Below are 21314 nucleotides of genomic sequence, written 5' to 3' on the forward strand. Positions count from 1 at the left end.
CCGCAATTCTCATCATTCATAATAATGAAAATCGCCGTCCTCATCGTAATATCCGTCTTCTTCGCTGTAGTCGGAATTATCGTAACCGCTGTCACCGGACTCATCATAACCTGATTCATCCGTCTGATAATCCGTTCCGTCACTGCTTCCATCGCCGGAATCTGAACTATCCGTACTTCCGTCAGAAGTGCCGTCACTCTTGATTCCGGACACTCCGGTCTCCGAACAGATAGTATTATAAATTCCCTTTACATCATCACCGATCTGATCCTCATAGACCTTCTGGATCTCCAGCGCTGCTGCGTCATACTCATTCTGCTTGTAGGCCACATAGGCATTGAGAAGCGCCTGATAGCTGGTACTCTTCTTCTGCTCGCTGTCAAGCTGCAGGGTAACCTCCTCGGCTACATCCCCGGATTCCTTGGCCTGTCCCTGGACTCTGGTAAGCTCTGCTCCCTGGCTTGCCAGGGATTCGCTGTACTGCACGATCTGCTGGTTAGCCTCCCGGTAAATCCCCTGCTTGATGGCAGGCACTGCCAGAAGCCAGAACGCCGCTGCTCCCGCCGCAACACCTACCATCAGGGTCACAAACAGGGAAATCCTGGAATTCTCTTTATAGGCAGCAGACTGCACTGCCGCGTTTCTTGCCACCTCATCCCCATAGGATTCTTTGGCTTTCTTTCCAAACAAGCCCTTCTTCTGCTGATCCAGTCTGGTGGTTACCCCAGTGCGCTCATCCACTTCCCGCAAGAAGCGTAAGGTGGTGGTATTGGTCTTGTCAATGCGCGCCGCCTTTCTCAGGATCCTTCTTGCTTTGCCCCAGTCATGGTTCTTCATGTAAATAAGGGCCAGCAGATGATATCCCTTGATCAGCTTGGAATTCTGGGTAAGGATCTTCCGCAGCTGGATGGCTGCCATGTCCTCATGTCCGTCCCGGCAAAGAGCCAGGGCATTGTTGTATTTCCGAATGGTCTCGTTGATGGCGTCCAGCTTGTTGGAGTTCGCCTGAAGACGATTGATATATTCGTTTGCAATATTTCGGGTAGGCTGCAGATTCTTGCTGATCACCCACTCGCTAAGTGCCGCAACCACCTCTCCGGTTTCAAAATAAACAAGTCCCAGCAGATTTCTCGCCTGTATGTTCCGTTTGTTAAAGGTAAGGCTCTGCTTCAGACAGTTAACGGCTCCTGAAAGGTCACGGATACTGGCCTTCTCCAAGCCCTGATTGTAGTAAAGTTTGGAGAGATACTCCACCTTTTTCTGGATCAGGACGTTGCACCCGCAATGAGGACAGTAATCCAGGTCCTTATCTGCCAGGAACGCGCCGCAATTCATACAATTCATTCAGTATCTCCTGTTCTATTTCATCCTGCGTCCGCTCTTGGACTCCCTCAGCATCTCCTGAAGGATATCCAGAATATCGGTCAGTTCTCTGTCGTAAATAGCCTCTTCCGCGTCTGTCACATCCAGACATGGCTCAAATTTCTTCAGTTCCTCTTCGTAATCGATCATAAAATTCCTCCATAAACTCCCCGCATTTATTTCTGCAAAAGAGCCTTAATTTCTCCCACCAGGTAAAGAGAGCCTACACAGAACAGCATTCCGTCCTCTCCCTTCGCCTCACATGCCATATGAAAAGCCTCCGCAATATGATCAGAATTGCCCACTTCTTTACAGCCTTCCTTCCGGAAAATCTCTGCCAGATCAGCAGATGGCACCTCTCGGTATCCTCCTACCTCTGTGGTTACAACCTTCCGGAAACGGATTCTGCTGCAGATGGTATGGATCATGTCCTGATAATCCTTATCACTTACCGCGGAAAACAGAAGCGTCAGCGGATACTCCTCCTGAAAACGCTCCGCAGTTTCCACAAACCTGCGGACACCATCCTCATTGTGTGCGCCATCCACGATCACACCTGGCAAAATGGTCTCCATTCTGCCCTGCCATCTGGTGTTCCTGATTCCTGCCTGCAGCTGCTCCATGGTCACCGGAATCTCATCTTTCAGTACTTCCATGGCAGTCAGTGCCAGAGAAGCATTCATCACCTGATACCATGCAATAAACGGAATGTGGAAGCTGGCATTCCCATAATAACTGTCCTTCAGGGAAAAATCAATGCCGTCTTTGTTATTTCCAAGCACTTTCGCCCCGTCCTGAACCACTTTATATGCCGGACTTCCAAGTTTTTTCGCCTTGGCAGCGATCATCTCTGCGGCATCTGAATCATTTCCGTCATAAATTACCGGAACACCTGGAACAATAATTCCAGCCTTCTCTCCGGCAATCTCTCTTACCGTATTTCCCAAAAACTGCATGTGATCCAGACTGATGGAAGTGATCACGCAGGCTACCGGATTCTCCACTGCCGTAGTCGCATCCAGTCTTCCCCCAAGTCCTGTCTCCAAAGTCACATAATCCACACCCGCCTCAGCGAAGATCACCATTCCCATAAGGAACAGCATCTCAAAATAAGTAGGATGGTAGCTTCCCTCTGCCACCAGCTCATCTGCCAGCGCCTTCACTCTCTCAAAAGCCTTCAGAAATGTCTCATCCTCAATATTCACCTCATTGATCTGAAAACGTTCATTAATCTTCACCAGATGGGGAGAGGTAAACAATCCGCAGGAATACCCTGCCTCCCTGAGAATAGAAGTCAGGAACGCACAGGTGCTTCCCTTCCCATTGGTTCCCGCAACATGTATCACCTTAAATTTCTCCTGTGGATTCCCCAGTCTCCTCAGACATTCTCTGGTATGCTCCAGACTGTTCTTCGTCGTAAACTTCGGAGTCTCCTCAATATAAGCAACCGCTTCCTCGTAATTCATACTCTTCAACCACCATTTTTATCTATTGTATTTCTTTATGTAAAATCACTTCATCTGTGCACAATGCACATCCGTAATTACTCTACCATTATATAATAGTCACACCAGAAGTCCACCCCTAATCGTAACTTTTTATCCGACAAAACCCGCCGCACCAGATAGCGGATATTATACGTAAAAAAAGGAGAGGACACTGTCTGAGCTCCAACGGAGCGAGTTTGTCCTCTCCTTTCTTCGGTTTTAGCAAAATTCTGCCGTCTTAGATTTTTCGAGTTCTGCGCACCGCCCCCAGAGCAGGCACGATGGAACCGGGCACCTCCTACCGGGAAGCCACCTTCCACTGACTGTCATAAAGTGCATAAACCGCCCTGTCAAAGCTCTTGCTAAGAGCCTTCCTAGTCGAACTGTTGCTCCTCTGCACCACCGCCAGCCTGTCAAAATCCGACAGCTCTGTTCCCGAAATCACCAGCATCGTCGGACTCACATACGCCGTATCATACCACTCCCCATTCAGCTTCATCTGACTGGACGGCGTAAAATTCGTCCCCTGAATATAATAAGTCCAATCCGAATCCGACACAAGCCTGATCGAATCAAGGGTCACATCATAAAGCCCCATCTTCATCTTCGTCCGCGCAAACGGATTCTCTCCGCCATAAGCATATCTCTTGCCATAAAGCACATCATACTGCAACGTCTCCAGATCCACCTGATAATTCTTGGTATTCCTTCTCGCCTGATGATACTTCATAATGGTACCCTCATGAATTCCAACCCGATCCAGCACCTCCGCCGCGATCTGGTAAGAAGCCAGATTCTCATCCTTCTTGGTCAGTCCCATATTATCCCAGATCACATACTCCGTCTGGAACAGATACTTATTCTCAAGATCCTCAACCGTAAGTCCCATGGTCGGCAAATGATCCCCATACATTACCAGAATCACATCCTCCGGATAATCTGCCAGAGCATCTGTCAGCTCCTTTACAAACTGATCCATCTCATGAATCTGATTTACATAATACTCCCACTTGCAGTCCAGCTCTTCCGTAGGAGACCCGGACACGGTAATGGCAGGATTATCCAGAATCGGCTCACTGGGGTAATCTCCATGTCCCTGCACGGAGATTGTATATACATAATCCGGTTCTTCTGTGGAATCCAGACATTTCAAGATTTCATCTGTCAAAATGCTATCCTTTACCCAGCCAAGTGGATTCTGCAGATTTTCATTTTCCATGTACTCCTCCGAGGTAAAGGTATCAAACCCCAGATTCGGAAAAACAGATCGTCTGCCATAGAAATTTGCTTCATTGTTATGTACCGCATGAGTAGAATATCCAAGATTCTTCAAAACATAAGGAACGCTCTCACAGGTAGTCTCTTTTAGTATGCTCTTATAAGGATACTCACCGGGGCCAAAATAATGAAGACTCATTCCCGTAATTGTTTCAAATTCCGTATTTGCAGTACCGGCACCAACAGCCGGCACCTTATAGTATCCGGAAGAATACTCCTTCATCAGCTTCCTGAAATTGGGAATCGGATCCTCAGAAATATTCAGATAATTTACCAATGTAGGATCAAAGAAGGATTCCAGCTGAAGAAACAGAATATTCGGTCTTTTTCCATCTTCCTTGGTTTCCGGAAGATTGGACTCTGTCTTCTCAATTCGCTTAATTTCTTCCTCTGAGTAATCTCTTGGCTGACTGATACCCGTATTAAAAATAGTAGTTGCCAGACAATAAGGATATCCATAATCTTCATAAGCAAAGGCAATATTTCCAAAATAATTGGACAGTACTCTTTTTTCAAGAGCCAGCTGGGTTATGCCTCCAAAAGCCACCGCACCGACAACAATCATAGGAATCACATACCGATACTTAATCTTCTGCTGATACTTCGGTCCCTTTATAAAAAGAATCAGAAGCGCAAAAAGCACAAGCCCGATAATAATACATCCGATTACCACTCCGTAAAACGGAAGATACTTCTGCATGATCGCAATTCCATCTGTAAGCATATGCAGATCCGGACCCGTAAACGGAGTTACACGGTTTAACAGCAAAATACAGTTTACAATACCGAGAAACAACCAGAAAACAGAAACCACCACCCGCCAGAAAACACGCCTGTGAAACAGGTACACGATCAGCATGGTAGTAAAAATAAATGCCGTATTATAAGCAAACACCAACGGTTTTCCCGTCATATAATTCCAGGCATCTGCTATAGAATGGCGGCACAGTGCTTCTATGATAAAATAGAGCACTGCGCACCAGAGAGCCTGGAGAATCAGGGAAATCTTATTGCAAAATTTGCTCAGCTTCATCCAAATTCTCCTTTTTATCACTTCAGCTGCTCAAGCTGTGTGTTAACCTTATCCTTCATCTCTTTATACTTCGCAAGCTTCTCCTTCTCTGCATCAACCTTTGCAGCCGGAGCCTTATTTACAAAGTTCGGGTTATTCAGCATACCCTCGCAGCGGGCAATTTCCTTAGTCAGTCTTTCCTGCTCCTTGGTCAGTCTCTCGATTTCCTTTTCCTTATCAACAAGATCCTCAAGAGGCATATAAACAACTGCATTGGAAACAACAACGGAAACTGCGTCCTCACCGATGCCGGTCTTATCCTGCTGAACATGGATCTCTTTTGCAAAGGCAAGATTTACAAAGGATTTTTTGCTGTTCTCATACATCTGACAGATATCTGCGTCTTTTCCGACAATGATCAGATGTGTTTTTCTGTTCTGCGGTACATTCATGCTGGTTCTTGTATTACGGATACCCTTTACTACTTCCTGGAAGCTTCCGATTGCAAGCTCAGCCTCCGGAGAGTTCCACTCATCCTTGTAAACCGGCCATTCAGAAATCATAATAGACTCTTCCTCAGGAAGCAGTGTGCAGTAAATTTCCTCTGTAATAAACGGCATAAACGGATGAAGAAGCTTTAATCCCTGTGTCAGTGCAGTACGAAGTGTCCACAAAGCCTCGTTTGCTGCTTTTGGATCCTCATCCGCTTTCCACAGACGAACCTTGGCAATCTCAATATACCAGTCACAAAGCTCATCCCAAAGGAAGTCATATACCTTCTGAACTGCAATTCCCAGTTCATATTTATCCATATTTTCAGTTACTTCTTTAATAACATTGTTCAGTCTGGAAAGGATCCACTTATCCTCAGCGCAAAGAGAAGCGATTTCCGGTTCTGTAACAGTCTTTCCTTCCAGGTTCATAAGCACGAAGCGGGAAGCGTTCCAGATCTTATTTGCAAAGTTACGGCTGGACTCTACACGCTCCCAATAGAAACGCATATCATTTCCAGGTGCATTTCCTGTCATCAGTGTAAGACGAAGTGCATCTGCGCCGTATTTGTCAATTACTTCAAGCGGATCAATACCGTTTCCAAGAGATTTGCTCATTTTACGTCCCTGGGAATCTCTTACAAGACCGTGGATCAGTACATGATGGAACGGAGTCTTGCCGGTCTGCTCAAGGGCAGAGAATACCATACGGATAACCCAGAAGAAAATAATATCATATCCGGTTACCAGCACATCCGTAGGATAGAAATACTCAAGCTCCGGTGTTTTGTCCGGCCAGCCAAGCGTGGAGAATGGCCACAGTGCAGAGCTGAACCAGGTATCCAGGGTATCCTCATCCTGGTGAAGATGTGTGCATCCGCATTTCGGACATTTCTCCGGCATCTCTCTTGCAACAACAGTCTCGCCGCATTCATCACAGTAGTAAGCCGGGATTCTGTGTCCCCACCACAACTGACGGGAAATACACCAGTCACGGATGTTCTCCAGCCAGTGCAGGTAAGTCTTGTCAAAACGCTCCGGTACAAACTTCAGATTGCCGTCGTCAAGAGTCTTGATCGCAGCCTTTGCCATCTCGTCCATCTTTACAAACCACTGAGGTTTGATCATCGGCTCTACAGTTGCATGGCAGCGGTCATGTGTTCCAACGCTGTGATTGTGAGGAACCACCTTAACCAGAAGGCCAAGCTTGTCCAGATCCTCTACCATGGCTTTTCTTGCCTCGTAGCGGTCCATGCCTGCGTATTTTCCGCCAAGTTCATTGATGGTAGCATCATCGTTCATGATGTTGATTTCCGGAAGGTTGTGTCTCTTTCCAACCTCAAAGTCGTTAGGGTCGTGTGCCGGAGTGATCTTTACGCATCCGGTTCCGAATTCCTTGTCAACATACTCGTCTGCAATTACCGGGATCTCTCTGTCTGTGAGAGGAAGCTTCAGCATTTTGCCTACGATGTCTTTGTAGCGCTCATCATCCGGGTTTACTGCAACTGCAGTATCTCCAAGAAGTGTCTCTGGACGGGTAGTTGCGATCTCTACGAATTTGCCCTCTTCTCCAACAACCGGGTAATTGATGTGCCAGAAAAATCCGTCCTGATCCTCATGCTCAACCTCTGCATCGGAAATGGAGGTCTGGCATACCGGACACCAGTTGATAATACGAGAGCCCTTGTAGATGTAGCCTTTTTCATATAATTTAATAAAAACCTCCTGAACAGCCTTGGAGCAGCCCTCATCCATAGTAAAACGCTCTCTCTCCCAGTCTGCGGAAGCACCAAGCTTCTTCAGCTGGTTGATAATCTTTCCGCCATACTCTTCCTTCCACTCCCATGCATATTCCAGGAATTTCTCGCGGCCGATCTCAGCTTTGTCGATGCCTTCTTTTTTCAGCTTCTCGGTAACCTTAACCTCTGTAGCGATAGCTGCATGGTCGGTTCCCGGCTGCCACAGTGCTTCATAGCCCTGCATTCTCTTGAAACGAATCAGGATATCCTGCATGGTCTCATCCAGTGCATGTCCCATATGCAGCTGACCGGTTACATTTGGCGGCGGCATAACAATGGTAAATGGTTTCTTGTCAGGGTTTACTTTTGCATGAAAATATCCGTTGTCCATCCATTTCTGGTAAAGACGTTCCTCAATTCCTTTTGGATCATAGGTCTTTGCAAGTTCTTTGCTCATGATTTTCCTCCTAAAAAATAACGCCCTCCACACAAACTGTGTGAAGGGCGAAGTTAACGCGGTACCACCTTCATTATGTGCATCTGCCCGGCATGGCTCTTCTGAAAAAATATCCATCCCCGGTCTCTTTCACATATCTCTTTCCCATAACGCTGGAATTGCGTGAAAACCTACTGCAGTAAACCTCCGGTTCTATATCTGCACATGCTGTCCGGTCAATGCTTAGCTGCTCATTCAGTTTCCCGGCTCCAAAGCTACCTTCAGCGAATGCGAATCTCGAAATGTCTTCCACCACAGGCTTCCCCGGACATTTCTCTCTGGGAGGACATACGCTTACTCCTCTTCTTCAATGCCTTTAGCTGCGGCTGTCACACTTTCTGATGTATCATCTGAAAAAAGCCGCTCCTTTTATGGCTATAACTATAATTGTAATTTTTCCACTTGTCAAGCATATTTCCGAAACTTTACAATTACAAAATTTATACCAAAGCCTCATGGAAATATCAAAGAATGCCTTAGAGCATGTTTGAAAAAGGCTCAGGCTGCACTTTATTCCACACTCTTCAACGATTCTACCATATTAATGGTTTTCAGCTTAAAGTGCATAACTGCATTTACCACAGCTGAAAATACACTGGTCAGAATTCCGCCATATACAAAGCTCATTGGCTTTATATTTCTTCCGAACATAACAGCATCCACCTCCACGGTAGTAATCACATATCTGTGAAGCAGGATTCCAAATATGGATCCAAACACAATTCCAAGAGCTGTAAGGATCACATTTTCCCGTAACACATACTGCGAAACCTCGCCATCATAGAAGCCAAGGACCTTCAAGGTTGCAAGCTCTCTTTGCCGTTCTGTAATATTAATATTATTCAGATTGTACAACACTACAAAAGCAAGCATTCCGGCTGAAACGATCAATACCAGTATTACCACATCCAAAGTACTCAGCATGCGATCAACCTGCGCCGAAAGACTGCTTGTATAGCTAATGCTAAGAGCAGCCGGACAGGTAAGAATCTCTGTTCCCACTTTTTCCAGCGAATCCTTATCCTCTGCCTTCACAGTAAATACAATATTCTCATAATCCGTTTTTTCCTTAAAGGTCTGTTCATAAACAAGTGGGGTCATATAAAGATAATGGCTCATATAGTTTTCTGTAACTACTGCCACCTTTACTGTATATTTTTTCCCTGCCTTTTCCAATGTGATCGTATCTCCCACCTTCAGATTCAACAGGTTCGCTGTTTTCTCTGAAATGGCAGCCCCCTCATCTGTAAGCTCATACTTTTCTCCGGTAATACGATTCTGCAGGGTTACATCCTTTGCAAACTCGTCCAGACTTTCTGGCACAAACAGATAAATGCTGATATTGGAATTTCCCTTAGGCGCACTGATTTTTGTCATCTGTACCCGGTTGCAATGTGCAATCTCATTATTATTTTTTACAAAATCCAGAAGCTCCTCTTTTTCCTTTTCTGTGGAATCCTCATCCTCTATAATCATTCCTGTGTAGTGCTGGAGATCCCGGTACTGAATCGCAGCAATGTCACTGATAGAATCCTGAATTCCAAATCCCACCAGCATCAGCCCCATGCTTCCGGCAATTCCAAATACCGTCATAATCAGACGTTTCTTATAACGGAAAAGATTTCGAATAGTAGATTTCCAGGAAAAGCTTAGATGCTTCCATATAAATGTAATTCGCTCCAGAAGCACCCTTTTTCCTTCCTTTGGTGCAGGAGGACGCATTAGGGATGCGGGAGTTTCCTGAAGCTCCTTCCCGCAGGCAAAAAGGGTAGCCCCAACAGTACATACAATAGAAGCCCCGGAAGCAATCAACGCAAAGCTAAGCTGATAATCAATGGAAATCGTATTTGAAACATTGTGATACATGATTCCATATGCGGTTATGATGACATATGGAATAATCTTCTCTCCAAGCAGCATTCCCATAATGCTTCCGCCGACTGTTGCCAGCAGTGCATAGCAAATGTATTTGGCTGCAATAGCCAGCTTCCTGTATCCAAGAGCCTTTAAAGTACCAATTTGAGTTCGCTGTTCCTCTACCATTCGGGTCATAGTGGTAAGACTGATCAAGGCTGCTACCAGAAAGAAGATAACCGGGAAAACCTGACCAATACTTTTCAGACGATCTGCATTATCTCCGTAATCTGAATATTCCGGAAGATCCTCACGGTCTGTAACCATCCATTCCGGCTCTTCAAGCTCATCCAGCTCTTTCCTTGCATCCGCCAGCTTCTGTTCGTTTTCTGCGATCTCATCTTCCGCATCTTTTTTGGAGGTTTCGTACTCTTTCCTGCCGTCTTTAAGCTCTTTCTCTCCTTTTTTCAGATCCTCTGCCGCATCCTGAAGCTTCTTCTCATTCTCAGCAATTTCATTTTCGCCATCTGTCAGCTTTTTTTCATTCTCAGTGATTTCTTTTTCTCCGGACACCAGCTTTGCTTCATTTTCTGCAATTTGCTGCTGGCCCGATTTATACTGTGCAAGGCCGGAAGCATATTGCTGCTCATTTGCACTTAGTTCTGACACACTGGCATCCAGCTTCGCCTGACCTTCTGCAATGGTCTTTGTATTTTCATCAATTTCCTGCTGGGCACTGTTTAACTGAGCCTTTGCAGCTTCCAGCTGCGCCTGACCATCCAAAAGCTCTTTCTCTCCGGCTTCTGTCTCTGCCTTTGATGCTGCCAAAGTGCTTTCCTGCTGCTTCAGCTCCTCCCAGCCTGCAGCCAGCTGTGCCTGGCCTTCTGCAAGCTGACTTAATCCTTCATTTAGCTCAGTTTCCTTCTGCGAAATCTGAGAAAATCCTTCTTCTACAGCTGCAAGACCACTTTCCAGCTCACTTCTTGATGCTATAAGCTGCTGCCTGTTCGCCTCCAGGGACGCTGTGTTTTCATCGATCTGACTTTGTGCAGCAGCTGCCTGACTCTCCAGTTCAGACACCTGTGCTGCCAGGCTGTCCCTTTCTTCCTGCGAAATCGCCTCGTTTTCAAGAGCAGCATTATACTGTTCCTGTGCTGCTGACAGCTGACTTTGCAGCTGAGCCAGCTGGCCTTTTGCTCCTTCAAGAGCAGTTAATCCCTCCTGAAGCTTAGTCTCCCCTTCGGATACCTGTAAAAGCCCGGCCTCAAGCTGCTGCTTCTGCTCATTTAGCTGAGCCTTGGTGCCATCAAGCTGCTCCTGCCCGGCTGTAAGCTCCGCTTTTGACTGATCAAGCTGAGTTTGTTTCTCATTTAGAGTCTGCTTTGCTTGTGCCAGCTGAGCTTCGCCATCTGCAATCTGCTTCTTCGCTTCTTCTAATTTGGCCGCATTTTCCTCCAGCGTCTTCTGATTTGCCTCTGCTTCAGCAAAACCGCTCTCTACCTCAGCCTTTGCCTTAGTAAGCTTATCTTGTCCCTCCAGAAGTTCTGCCTTTGCTGCATTCACCTGATTCCAGCCCGCATCCAGCTGATTTCTGGCGCTATCAAGCTGACTTTTACTGGAAGTAAGCTGGTTTCTGGCATCTGCAAGCTGATTTTTTCCGTCTGTCAGCTGGCTTTTGGCATCTGCAAGCTGACTTTTTCCATCTGCGATTTCTTTCTTCGCATCCTCCAGCTGCTTTTTGCCCTCTTCATATTCCTTTTTACCATCCGCCAGCTCCTTCTCCCCCTGCTCCAGCTGTTCTCTGGCATCGGCAAGCTTCTCGTCCGCCTCTTTCTTACCATCGTCCAGCTTCTTCTGGGCATCATCGATTTCTTCCTGGGCATCTGCCTTCACGGCCGCCAGACGGATGGCACAGCGGTCATCTGCAATATTCTCCACCCTGTCCTTGATCTTGGCAATCAGATTCTCATAGCCATCTGTGTAGCTGGTAAGATCCTTTGCCTCGTGAACGATCACATAAATCTGGGTATAAATTTCCTGGTCAAAATTCTCAGGAAGCACATAGCCAAATCCATTGACCTCACCGGTTCCAAGAGTGGTATTTCCCCTGTTAAAGGAAATGTAAAGGGGACTTCTTCCTGTTCCCACCACTGTATATTCCGTATTCACAAGAAGGGAACTGTCCTCTCCCTCCCGCAAAGCCACGGTATCTCCTACCTGATACTCATTGGCAGAAGCAAAGGTTCCATCCAGGAAAATCTCTCCTTCTTTTTCCGGAAACCGTCCTTCCTGAATATCCAGCTTATTCACCGTCTCATTCAGGGATTCAATGTGAAGCACCTTCTGCTTCTGGCCTTCCCCGCACATTACATCAGTGGACCAGGCCCCTTCAGCAGATTCTATGCCGTCTATCTCTTCAATGGACGTTACATCCTCTGCGGTCAGTCCCATAGTGCCCACAACCTTAATGTCCATCAGACTGCTCTCGTCATAGTAAGCATCCCCGGAATAACGCATATCCGGTGAGGACGCCTGAATACCGGAGAAAAATGCCACTCCAAGGGCTACGATCAGAAGGATGGAAATGAATCTTGACTTACTTCTTCGGATTTCCATCCAGAATTCTTTTCTAAGTGCTTTCATTCGTTCACCTACCACTCAATTTCTTCTACCGGAGTTGGATGGTCATTCAGTGTCATCTGTGCTACCTTGCCATTCTTAATTCGGATTACACGGTCTGCCATAGGAGTTAACGCAGAGTTATGGGTAATAACTACCACGGTCATCCCTTTCTGACGGCACATATCCTGCAAAAGTCCCAGAATCGCCTTACCGGTCTGATAATCAAGCGCACCTGTTGGCTCATCGCAAAGAAGCATCTTTGGATTCTTGGCAAGAGCTCTTGCTATGGAAACTCTCTGCTGCTCTCCGCCTGACAGCTGTGCCGGAAAATTCCCAAGTCTGTCCTTCAATCCCACTTCTTCCAAAACCGTTTTCGGATCCATAGGGTTCTTACATATCTGCCCTGCCAGTTCCACATTCTCAAGCGCAGTCAGGTTCGGCACCAGATTATAAAACTGGAAGACAAAGCCAATATCATCTCTTCGGTAGCTGGTCAGCTGGCGATTATTATACTTGGCAATGTTTTTCCCATCTACCCAGACCTTGCCACTGGTGGCAGTATCCATTCCTCCAAGAATATTCAGAACGGTTGTCTTGCCGGCACCACTTGGACCTACGATCACGGCAAACTCGCCCTTGGAAATGTTAAAGCTGATCTCATCTACCGCTATGATTTTTACTTCCTTTGTTCCATATATTTTAGATACTTTTTCAAGCTGAATATAATTTTCGTTGGTATCCTGCAATTTATCACGCTCCTGTTTCCGATTTTTCTGATGTTTTGAAAAACATCTTATTATATTTAGTATAGCATTGCCCTATTTTTTGTTCAATCTAAAAAAATGTGAAATTTCTCTATTGACTATGCGCAATCTCCTCGTATATGAAAGAAAGAGCGGTTTTCCGCTCTTCCTTTCATTCTCTATGCGTACCTCTTATTACCTGAATTCCTCGACTGTCTATCATTTCACAGATCTTTGTCATTCTCGGACATTCCTTTTTATCATCCATAAGACGGCACACACCTACATGTACAATTTCAATATCTTCACTTACAAGCCGGTCCAGCTTTTCCAGGATTCCTTTATCCTCTTCCGGTTCTGAAGGATTATCACCCTTGCAGCCGTTGCAGGTAAGCATGGCTGCAAGTATGGTATCCTCAGCATACTTTGCAAAGAAATCCTTTCTCTGCCAAAAGGAGGACAGACACCCCACCCTGGCACAGACATCATTAGAGTGAAGACAGGTAAGTATTCCTATTTTTTCCATTTTTTCACCAAAGCATCGTCACAAAAATAAAATATGCATTTTTCCCAGGCTGTCGTAAGCCACTTCTGCGTCTACCTTGTAGATTTTCTTAATCATTTCAGGAGTAAGCACTTCTGCTGGTGTGCCGCAGGCTTCCAGGACCCCATCCTTCAGAATATAAATCCTGTCGCAGTATGCAGCTGCAATATTCAGGTCATGAATTGCAGAAATCACGGTTACATCCAACGTTTTTACCAGCTCCATCAGCATAATCTGGTGAGTAATATCCAAATGATTGGTGGGCTCATCCAGAATCAGTGCAGGGGTCTGCTGTGCAAGGGCACGGGCGAGAATGACTCTCTGCTGTTCGCCTCCAGACAATGTAGAAAAGCTTCTGTCCGCAAACTGCTCCATCTGAACCCTTTGCAAAGCTTCCTCTACAATCTGATAATCCTTTGCATTATCTCGTTCCAGTGCCTTTTTGTGGGGAGCGCGTCCCATGAGAACAACCTCCCGCACGCTAAAATCAAAATTATAATAGTTGTGCTGGGCTACCACTGCCATTTTCTTTGCAGAGCTTTTTGCATTCATGGAATAAAGCTCATCCCCGTCCAGATAAACAGCCCCTGAATCAGCCTTCAGTACACGGTATATACACTTCAAAAGAGTGGATTTTCCACTTCCGTTTGGTCCAATGATCCCAACCAGTTCTTTATTTCCACTATCAACAGAAATCCCCTTCAAAATCTGCCTGGTATGAAAACCAACCCGAATATCTTCTGTTGTTATTCTCATTTTCTTCCTCCAAAGCCATAGGATTTTTTCACCAGCAGATAAATAAAGCAAGGCGCACCGATAATGGAAACCAAAACTCCAAGAGGCATTTCAGAATTTTTCAGGATCACGCGGCATGCCACATCGCACCAGATCAGAAAGGCGGCACCAAGAAGTGCCCCAAGTGGAAGGAGGCGACTGTGATCTGTTCCGAAAAGGATCCGCACAACATGAGGGATCACAAGTCCAACAAAACCGATAACTCCGGCACAGTATACCGCAAATCCGATCATTACAGAAGCTACCACCAGATATACTGTTCTTAATCTGTGCAGGTCTGTTCCAAGAGTAATAGATACCTCATCCCCCAGAAGCATCAGGTTCAGGCTTCGATATTGTGTAAGAAAAAGCAGAACGCACACCAGAGTAACCGGCAGCATCACACCCACTCTTGCCCAGCTTGCCCCCGCAAGGCTTCCCATGTTCCACTTCATAACCTCTGTAGCAGCGTTTTTATCATTTGTTATGTAAATTACAAAATTTGAAAAAGCAGAACATACCGCACTAATGGCCATTCCGGCAAGAATCAGCTTGGCAGACGTTGCCTTTCCACCCATGTTTGCAATAGCGATAACTGCAAATGATGTAAGCATAGCTCCGATAAATGCACAGATTCCCACAGAGTTTCCGCCAAGAAAGCTTCCTATGCCAAGCATGATTGCAAGGGTTGCCCCAAGAGAGGCACCGGAAGAAATTCCAAGCACATAGGGATCTGCAAGAGGATTCTGCACGATTGCCTGCATCACCACTCCGCACACGGAAAGTGCCATTCCGATTGCCAGTGCAAGCAGCACCCTTGGAAGACGGATCAGCCACACCACATCATGTATTGCCCCTTCTCCATAAGCGGCCAGACTTTTGATGTGAAAAAGCTTATATAAAATCACACTGTATACATCCTTCAAAGACAGGTCTGCATTTCCAAAGGTAACTGCTGCAAGCACGGAAAACACCAGAAACAGTATCAGAAAAATAAGCACTGCCGCATACATAGATGTGCGGACAACCTTTTCTTTTTTCACTGTTGTTTCCTCACTTAGTCAATTGCTGCGTCTGGATATAAGCCCTTTGCAAAGGTTTCGATTCCATCCTGGGTACGGGTTGCACTTGCATACATCTCGCTGAGCATGATTGGGTAAACACGACCGTTCTTTACCGCATCAAGGCTCTGAAGAGCTTCATCCTCCTGGATAACTGCCAGCTGGCTGTCCATAACACTCTGTGGATCATCTCCTGCATATGGCATGTAAACGACGAAAATAACATCCGGGTTAGCTGCGATAATGTCTTCCTTTCCAACTGTGGAAGCATCCGGGTTTGCAAGTGTTGCACCAAGCTGTGTAACCATATCTCCGCCAAGGCTGCTTGCGCCGTAGTTTGTAATGTTCTCTCCTAATGGCTCAAGAACCATAACGGTTGGTTTCTCTTCAGCGTCCTTTGTTGCCTCAAGAGTGTTGTTGATTACATCTTTAATGTTGTCTACGATTGCTTCTGCTTTGTCCTGAACATCGAAGATTTTACCAAGGTTCAGAATATCTGTATACTCGTTCTCAAGAGTTCTAGCTCCGCCAGGGCGTGTATTGGAGTTGTAATAAGTGTTGCAGCCTTTGTCAATCCAATTTGTTACATTTCCAAGGTTCTTGTCTGAAAACAGGGAACTCCAGGAAAGGATCATGTCAGGCTCAAGCATGGTTACAGTTTCAAGGGATGGGGTAAATTCATCAAGATAATTTGTTTTGGAGAATGCTTCTTTAAGATCGTCCGGAACTTCGTTATCAAGACCTGCTGTTGCTACAAGGCGATCCTCAAGTCCAAGGGAGAGCATAGTCTCAATACTTCCCTGATATACAGCAATAACTTTTTCCGGTGCTTTTTCATAGGTAGTTTCGATTTCGTTTCCGTCATAATCATAGGTAGTGATGGTCAGCGGATACTCGGTTTTGGTACCTTCCTCTGCTGTACCCTCTGCTTCCTCTGCGCTCTCTTCGGCGTCAGCTGTCGGCTGGTTGTCTTCCTTGATAGTCTGGGCGTCTGCACGCTCTGCGGCATAAACAACCGGGCTTACAGATACAGACAAAGCTGCTGCCATTGCAAGTGCCATGATTCTTCTGGATAATTCTTTGTTTTTCATTTGTTTTTCCTCTCTTTTCGTTTGTTTTGTAACCGAAAAGATGGGGCTTCAAAAAAGCTGTCATTGCGACAGCTAAAAGGGATACTTTTAACGGAAGCTCCTTCTTACTTTGCCAAGCAGGTTTCCTGACTTACAGGTTATAATGGTGTTCCCCGCCTTCTCGCATATAGGTATGCAATGGCATTTTGAAGTACACCTTCCTGCTTACAGTGGCCGCAACCGTCCAGGCTCTTACCCTGGTTCCCTCTAGCAGCATTTCCAAAGCTTATAAAAAGTCTCCGGCATGCTGTTCACTTAACAAAATTCAATTACTTTGTAAGTTTAGCACACCTGTCTTTTAAATACAATAAAAAAAACGCTGCTGTCTTATAAAAACAGCAGCGTTTCAAATGATCAGTAAATCAGTACAGATAATCTTTATTTACATAGCCATACATCATAAGACCAGTGGAATATACATACCAGTACTGAGAGTTACTGGAGTCAATTACCACTACGGTGTCACCGGTATAAAGCTCTCCGATCTCATTGGATTCATCATAGCTCATGGCAGAGCGAAGTGCCAGATAACCCTTGGATACACTGACAGATTTGGTAGCGAATGTACTGCCGCCTACCAGGTAGTCTTTGTTCACGAAACCATTCTTATCATATTTCGGAGAATATACATACCAGTACTTGGGATCACTGGTCTCCAGAAGCTGGACTACATCTCCGGTGTAAAGCTCTCCGATCTCATTGGAAGCATCATAAGCCTTCATATTGCGAAGTGCCAGGTAACCCTTGGATACGCTGACCATTCTAGTCTCACCGAAATAGCTGGTTCCCGCATCCATATCTTCATTCGTATACAGATATTCCTGATTTACAAAGCCATAGCAGTTCAGCTTCGGTGAGTATACATACCAGTACGTAGAATCGCTGCTGTCGCAAACCCACACATTATCGCCGGAATACAGCTTGCCGATCTCATTTGCAGAGTCATAGCATGCCGCATTACGAAGAGCCAGATAGCCTTTCTCCACACTTACGGTCCACATGGTATCATAAGCCGATACTGAAGAAGAAATAGAATTGAGATAATCGTTATTCACATAACCAAAGGTATCATACTTCGGTGAGTATACATACCAGTAGCCGGTGGCACCTGTATAATCCATCACCTCTACCAGATCTCCATTGTAAAGCTCTCCAATCTCATTTCTGCTGTCAAAGGCTGTATCTGTACGAAGAGCCAGATAGCCCTTGGCTACATTTACCTGATAGGTATTACAGGATGCCTCTGCTTTCTTTGGCATTCCGAAAATGGAAAATGTAATGGCTGCCGCGGTAAGAACGGGTAAATACAATTTCTTCATCTTTGTCATAGTAAAATCCCCCTTTATATAATTCTGCATAACTACAATGACTACGTTTTCCTCTTTTCACCGTTGTAATTATCTGAATATTATTTATTCTTGCATCTTATATATAAAAAATTATAACGGATTCACTCTATTATGACAAGCATTTTTATCGGCCGATGAAGTTTACTTATCTAATCTTTACAATGCAGTATAGATTTCGCAGTTCCGTTTTTTTCTTATTTTACACTATCCTGATTGGAGTCCTGTAAATCAGCTTTTTCCTCAGATATCGGAGAAACATCTCCTGCATCGAAAGGCTGGGGCGTGCCTGCAAAGCCATTATCCTTTCCCTGACCTTCGTTTCCGCCTCCCCCACCGGAAAAGCTGCCCATTACACTAAGATCAATGTCTGAGCCATCAATCAGGTTGGAAGAATCCTGCTGCTGGCCTTCGTCTGTGGATGGAATAGTGCCTGCCAGCTGGCCGCTGACGCTTTTTGCCCGAAGCTGTACCACTTCTATTAGCATATTTGCGGCTTCCTCATATTCTTCATAGCTGTAAAAAGCAGTGGGGTCATTTCCTACCAGGTCATCAATCTGGCTGCGGATTCTCTCATAAGTTTTCTCAAACTCACCACCATTCACATATTTTTCCACAAGTTCATTCAGATACCCATGGTACTGTTCCAGATATTCCTCGTTTTCCAGAAGGGCATCGAAAAAATCAGTAATGGAAAATGGCATATCAATGGCATCGTTGATCACCGAAGTTGCTCCCAAGGACTGACCTCCCATTTTACCGCCCATGGACATACCGCCAAAGGAAAGGTTGTAGTCCCATGGCAAAATATTCAGCTTGCCATTATATTCATACAGGTAATAATTATGCGCCATAGTACCAGAAAGGCTGTCATCGTTCACCACGAAGGTGTGAACTGCCATATATTTCAGTATATTATCTACATCCATATAGGTTTCCAAATCTGTACCTTCACTGATATTTTTTAAGGCTTCTACCACCCGCTTGTGGTCTTTTTTATCCGTATCTGTGATCTCACCATCCCAGATTGTAGAATAGCTGTCAAGATCATCATCTGTATAGTTCAGATCTGAGCCGCCATTTCCACCCATGATTCCCATTTTGATATCTGCTGCCTCTCCATTGGGAGCTTCTCCCATTTGCGGAAAGTCCTCGCCATACGGCATCTCATCCTTCTGCGGAAAGTCCGCTCCATCCGGCATCTCTCCCTTCTGTGGAAAGTCCGCTCCATCTGGCATCTCTCCCTTCTGCGGAAAGTCCTCTCCATCCGGCATCTCTCTCTTCTGCGGAAAGTCCTCTCCATCTGGTATCTCTCCCTTCTGCGGAAAGTCCTCTCCATCTGGTTTTTCTCCCATCTGCCAGCCGTCACCGTCTTTTCCATCCATACCGCCGCCAACGCCCATGTTCTCCGGCTTATACAGATTTCCGTCCTCCGTTCCGTAGTTTCGCAGCATGAAGCTATCCTCCACTGCTTCCAGTGCCAGATAAACACCCCGGTAATCTCCGTTTACACTAATTTTTGCATAATTATATAAAGAAGCATCCACACCAAGATACTGGTACATGTCGTAAACAATTGCCTCTTTCATGTTGGTAGCATCTGCATAATTGTTGTTCAGGATCAGCTTATCCAGTCCATAGCATGTCTGCCCTTCTATATAATGATCGAATTCCAGCTTAAAGCTGTACCGGTCAGTATCCGGATCATTTGCAATAGAGGAAAGGCTTGTGTTTCCTTTTGGCCGGATTCCAACAGAATAAAAGGTCTTGCCGTTTACCACCACATTGCAGGAATAATATTCCTCGGAAATAGCATTTTCCAGCATATTATTCCAGTCATCCTCGTCCATAAGAATATCAATATCCATAATCTGATCTGTGCTAAACAGCTTGCTTTCATATTTCATTGTGACCGCATTGTTTCCATAGACTTCCTGAAGCTTATCAGAAAAAAGAGAAGCCATAAGACACAGAATCACTGCCGCAGCCATGATTACAGATGCAATCCTTGTTATATATTTATTTGTAACTATGTGCTTTTCCCTCCTGTCAGGACATATATTCACCGTTATAGCTTACCAGAGTTGCATTTTCCACACCTGCTATTTCATTCAGACGGTTTACAAATGCAGTTTCCCCGTCTTTCATGCGGATCTCTGCTGTGAACTCGATTCCCTGCGCGTTTACTGTTTTTGATTTCACTGCATATTTTTTCACTGCTTCCTTCATAAGAGAAAGAGCTGTGTTTTCTGCATTTTCGTCCTGACAGTTCAGAATCAGAAGATATGGATTGTCATGTATTTTTTTGTTGGCAAAAAGAATAAGAATCACACCGATAATAGCAGAACCGATCACTGCCAGCGGCAGCATTCCCGCACCGATCACAATTCCGGCTGCCACTGCCCAGAACAGACAGACGATTTCCATCGGCTCTTTAATTGCCGCACGGAAACGCACGATGGAAAGTGCACCTACCATACCAAGAGACAGCACCACATTTGACGTTACCGCCAGAATTACCAGGGTTGTCACCATAGTCATCCCCACAAGGGTCATAGCGAATCCTGTGGAATACATCACACTGTTAAACGTCTTCTTATAAACTACAAAAATAAACATTCCGATCACCAGCGCCGCCACCATAGCAATCAGAGTGTCCACTGCTGAAAATTCTGTTATACTTTCCAGAAAACTGGATTTAAAAATATCATTAAATGTCACTTTACAATTCCTCCTGTATTATCCATAGTTCCTGCACGCCCCATATTTGGAAAAAGACTGCTGCCGCACTCCGTCCATCTGGATCAGATCCTGTATCACCCTGGGCAAAAATGCATCATATTTTACTTCCATGATCATTTCTCCCGGACACTGCACGGCTTCCACATCATACACCTTCTCTTCCAGAAACTTCTGGTGATACATGGTGGTCCGTACATTCCAGTCAAAGGTGATCCGCACATTTCCGGCTGCATAAATATACGGTTCTCTTGTATAGGAAACAAGTACCCTTGGTCTTAACTGCTGGTACTTCATTTTCCCGTAAAGCTCCTGAACTAAAGACGAAGGATGATTTCTCATCCATTCCAGATTTCCTGCAAGAAGCATCCTGCACTCAGCCTCTTTCAGTCCTGCACTTACCTTCATGCAAAGATTGTTATCTTTTAAAATGCTGCGAATCTGATAGGTCCCATCCGCCTCTGTGTGCGGATCTGTTTTCATCACCTGACGAAAACGGCTTCGAAGCTGCAGATACTGCCAGTAAGTAATGTTATATTTCAGCTCATGGCGATAATGGCCTGCCGGCCTTATCACGCCTGGTTTTATTTCCTTTGCATCCATCCGTTTTACCTCCCTTCCCGGAACCGCCGACCC

The 21314-nt window shown here is 45.4% G+C and carries 16 protein-coding genes and 1 riboswitch; all 16 genes read right to left on the reverse strand.

Features of this window, described 5'->3' with window-relative positions; translation table 11 throughout:
* Positions 1 to 12: 12 nt before the first annotated feature.
* Complete coding sequence (locus OCV70_RS00540) at positions 13 to 1344, reverse strand: tetratricopeptide repeat protein (RefSeq protein WP_117850545.1); 1332 nt, start codon at positions 1342 to 1344, stop codon at positions 13 to 15.
* A gap of 15 nt (positions 1345 to 1359) precedes the next feature.
* Positions 1360 to 1512, reverse strand: a complete 153-nt coding sequence (locus tag OCV70_RS00545; protein ID WP_021925740.1) for a hypothetical protein — start codon at positions 1510 to 1512, stop codon at positions 1360 to 1362.
* Between the two features lie 26 nt (positions 1513 to 1538).
* Positions 1539 to 2828, reverse strand: a complete 1290-nt coding sequence (locus OCV70_RS00550; RefSeq protein ID WP_173766034.1) for a bifunctional folylpolyglutamate synthase/dihydrofolate synthase — start codon at positions 2826 to 2828, stop codon at positions 1539 to 1541.
* A 319-nt stretch (positions 2829 to 3147) separates the two neighbouring features.
* The gene (locus OCV70_RS00555) at positions 3148 to 5160 is read right to left on the reverse strand and encodes an LTA synthase family protein (RefSeq protein ID WP_021925734.1); all 2013 of its coding nucleotides are present in this window, start codon (positions 5158 to 5160) and stop codon (positions 3148 to 3150) included.
* Between the two features lie 17 nt (positions 5161 to 5177).
* Positions 5178 to 7826: a valine--tRNA ligase gene (locus OCV70_RS00560; RefSeq protein WP_173766036.1), complete on the reverse strand. Its 2649-nt coding sequence runs from the start codon at positions 7824 to 7826 to the stop codon at positions 5178 to 5180.
* 73 nt (positions 7827 to 7899) lie between these two features.
* Complete coding sequence (locus tag OCV70_RS00565) at positions 7900 to 8118, reverse strand: hypothetical protein (RefSeq protein WP_173766038.1); 219 nt, start codon at positions 8116 to 8118, stop codon at positions 7900 to 7902.
* Between the two features lie 257 nt (positions 8119 to 8375).
* On the reverse strand, positions 8376 to 12362 hold the full coding sequence (locus OCV70_RS00570) for an FtsX-like permease family protein (protein WP_173766089.1): 3987 nt from the start codon (positions 12360 to 12362) through the stop codon (positions 8376 to 8378).
* Between the two features lie 8 nt (positions 12363 to 12370).
* Positions 12371 to 13087 (reverse strand): ABC transporter ATP-binding protein, encoded by a 717-nt coding sequence (locus OCV70_RS00575; protein ID WP_021925731.1) that lies wholly within the window; start codon positions 13085 to 13087, stop codon positions 12371 to 12373.
* 169 nt (positions 13088 to 13256) lie between these two features.
* Positions 13257 to 13610 carry a CGGC domain-containing protein gene (locus tag OCV70_RS00580; protein ID WP_021924729.1) on the reverse strand — a complete coding sequence of 118 codons (354 nt, stop codon included), beginning with the start codon at positions 13608 to 13610 and terminating at the stop codon, positions 13257 to 13259.
* Between the two features lie 18 nt (positions 13611 to 13628).
* Positions 13629 to 14384, reverse strand: coding sequence for an ABC transporter ATP-binding protein (locus OCV70_RS00585; RefSeq protein ID WP_021924730.1), 756 nt, complete (start codon positions 14382 to 14384; stop codon positions 13629 to 13631).
* The gene (locus OCV70_RS00590) at positions 14381 to 15445 is read right to left on the reverse strand and encodes a FecCD family ABC transporter permease (protein WP_330385645.1); all 1065 of its coding nucleotides are present in this window, start codon (positions 15443 to 15445) and stop codon (positions 14381 to 14383) included. The genes OCV70_RS00585 and OCV70_RS00590 overlap by 4 nt, the downstream gene beginning before the upstream one ends.
* A gap of 14 nt (positions 15446 to 15459) precedes the next feature.
* Entirely contained in the window at positions 15460 to 16554 is a 1095-nt protein-coding gene (locus tag OCV70_RS00595; protein ID WP_021924732.1) for an ABC transporter substrate-binding protein, read from the reverse strand.
* Between the two features lie 98 nt (positions 16555 to 16652).
* Positions 16653 to 16862: riboswitch (cobalamin riboswitch) on the reverse strand.
* A 93-nt stretch (positions 16863 to 16955) separates the two neighbouring features.
* Positions 16956 to 17921, reverse strand: a complete 966-nt coding sequence (locus tag OCV70_RS00600) for a hypothetical protein (RefSeq protein WP_173766041.1) — start codon at positions 17919 to 17921, stop codon at positions 16956 to 16958.
* A 215-nt stretch (positions 17922 to 18136) separates the two neighbouring features.
* Complete coding sequence (locus OCV70_RS00605; protein WP_202031036.1) at positions 18137 to 19930, reverse strand: CotH kinase family protein; 1794 nt, start codon at positions 19928 to 19930, stop codon at positions 18137 to 18139.
* Positions 19931 to 19988: 58 nt separating this feature from the next.
* Positions 19989 to 20660: a DUF4956 domain-containing protein gene (locus OCV70_RS00610; RefSeq protein WP_173766043.1), complete on the reverse strand. Its 672-nt coding sequence runs from the start codon at positions 20658 to 20660 to the stop codon at positions 19989 to 19991.
* Between the two features lie 18 nt (positions 20661 to 20678).
* Entirely contained in the window at positions 20679 to 21281 is a 603-nt protein-coding gene (locus OCV70_RS00615) for a polyphosphate polymerase domain-containing protein (RefSeq protein WP_262578975.1), read from the reverse strand.
* Positions 21282 to 21314: the final 33 nt, after the last annotated feature.

The sequence above is a fragment of the Blautia acetigignens genome, assembly GCF_025566865.1.
Lineage (GTDB): Bacteria > Bacillota > Clostridia > Lachnospirales > Lachnospiraceae > Blautia_A > Blautia_A acetigignens.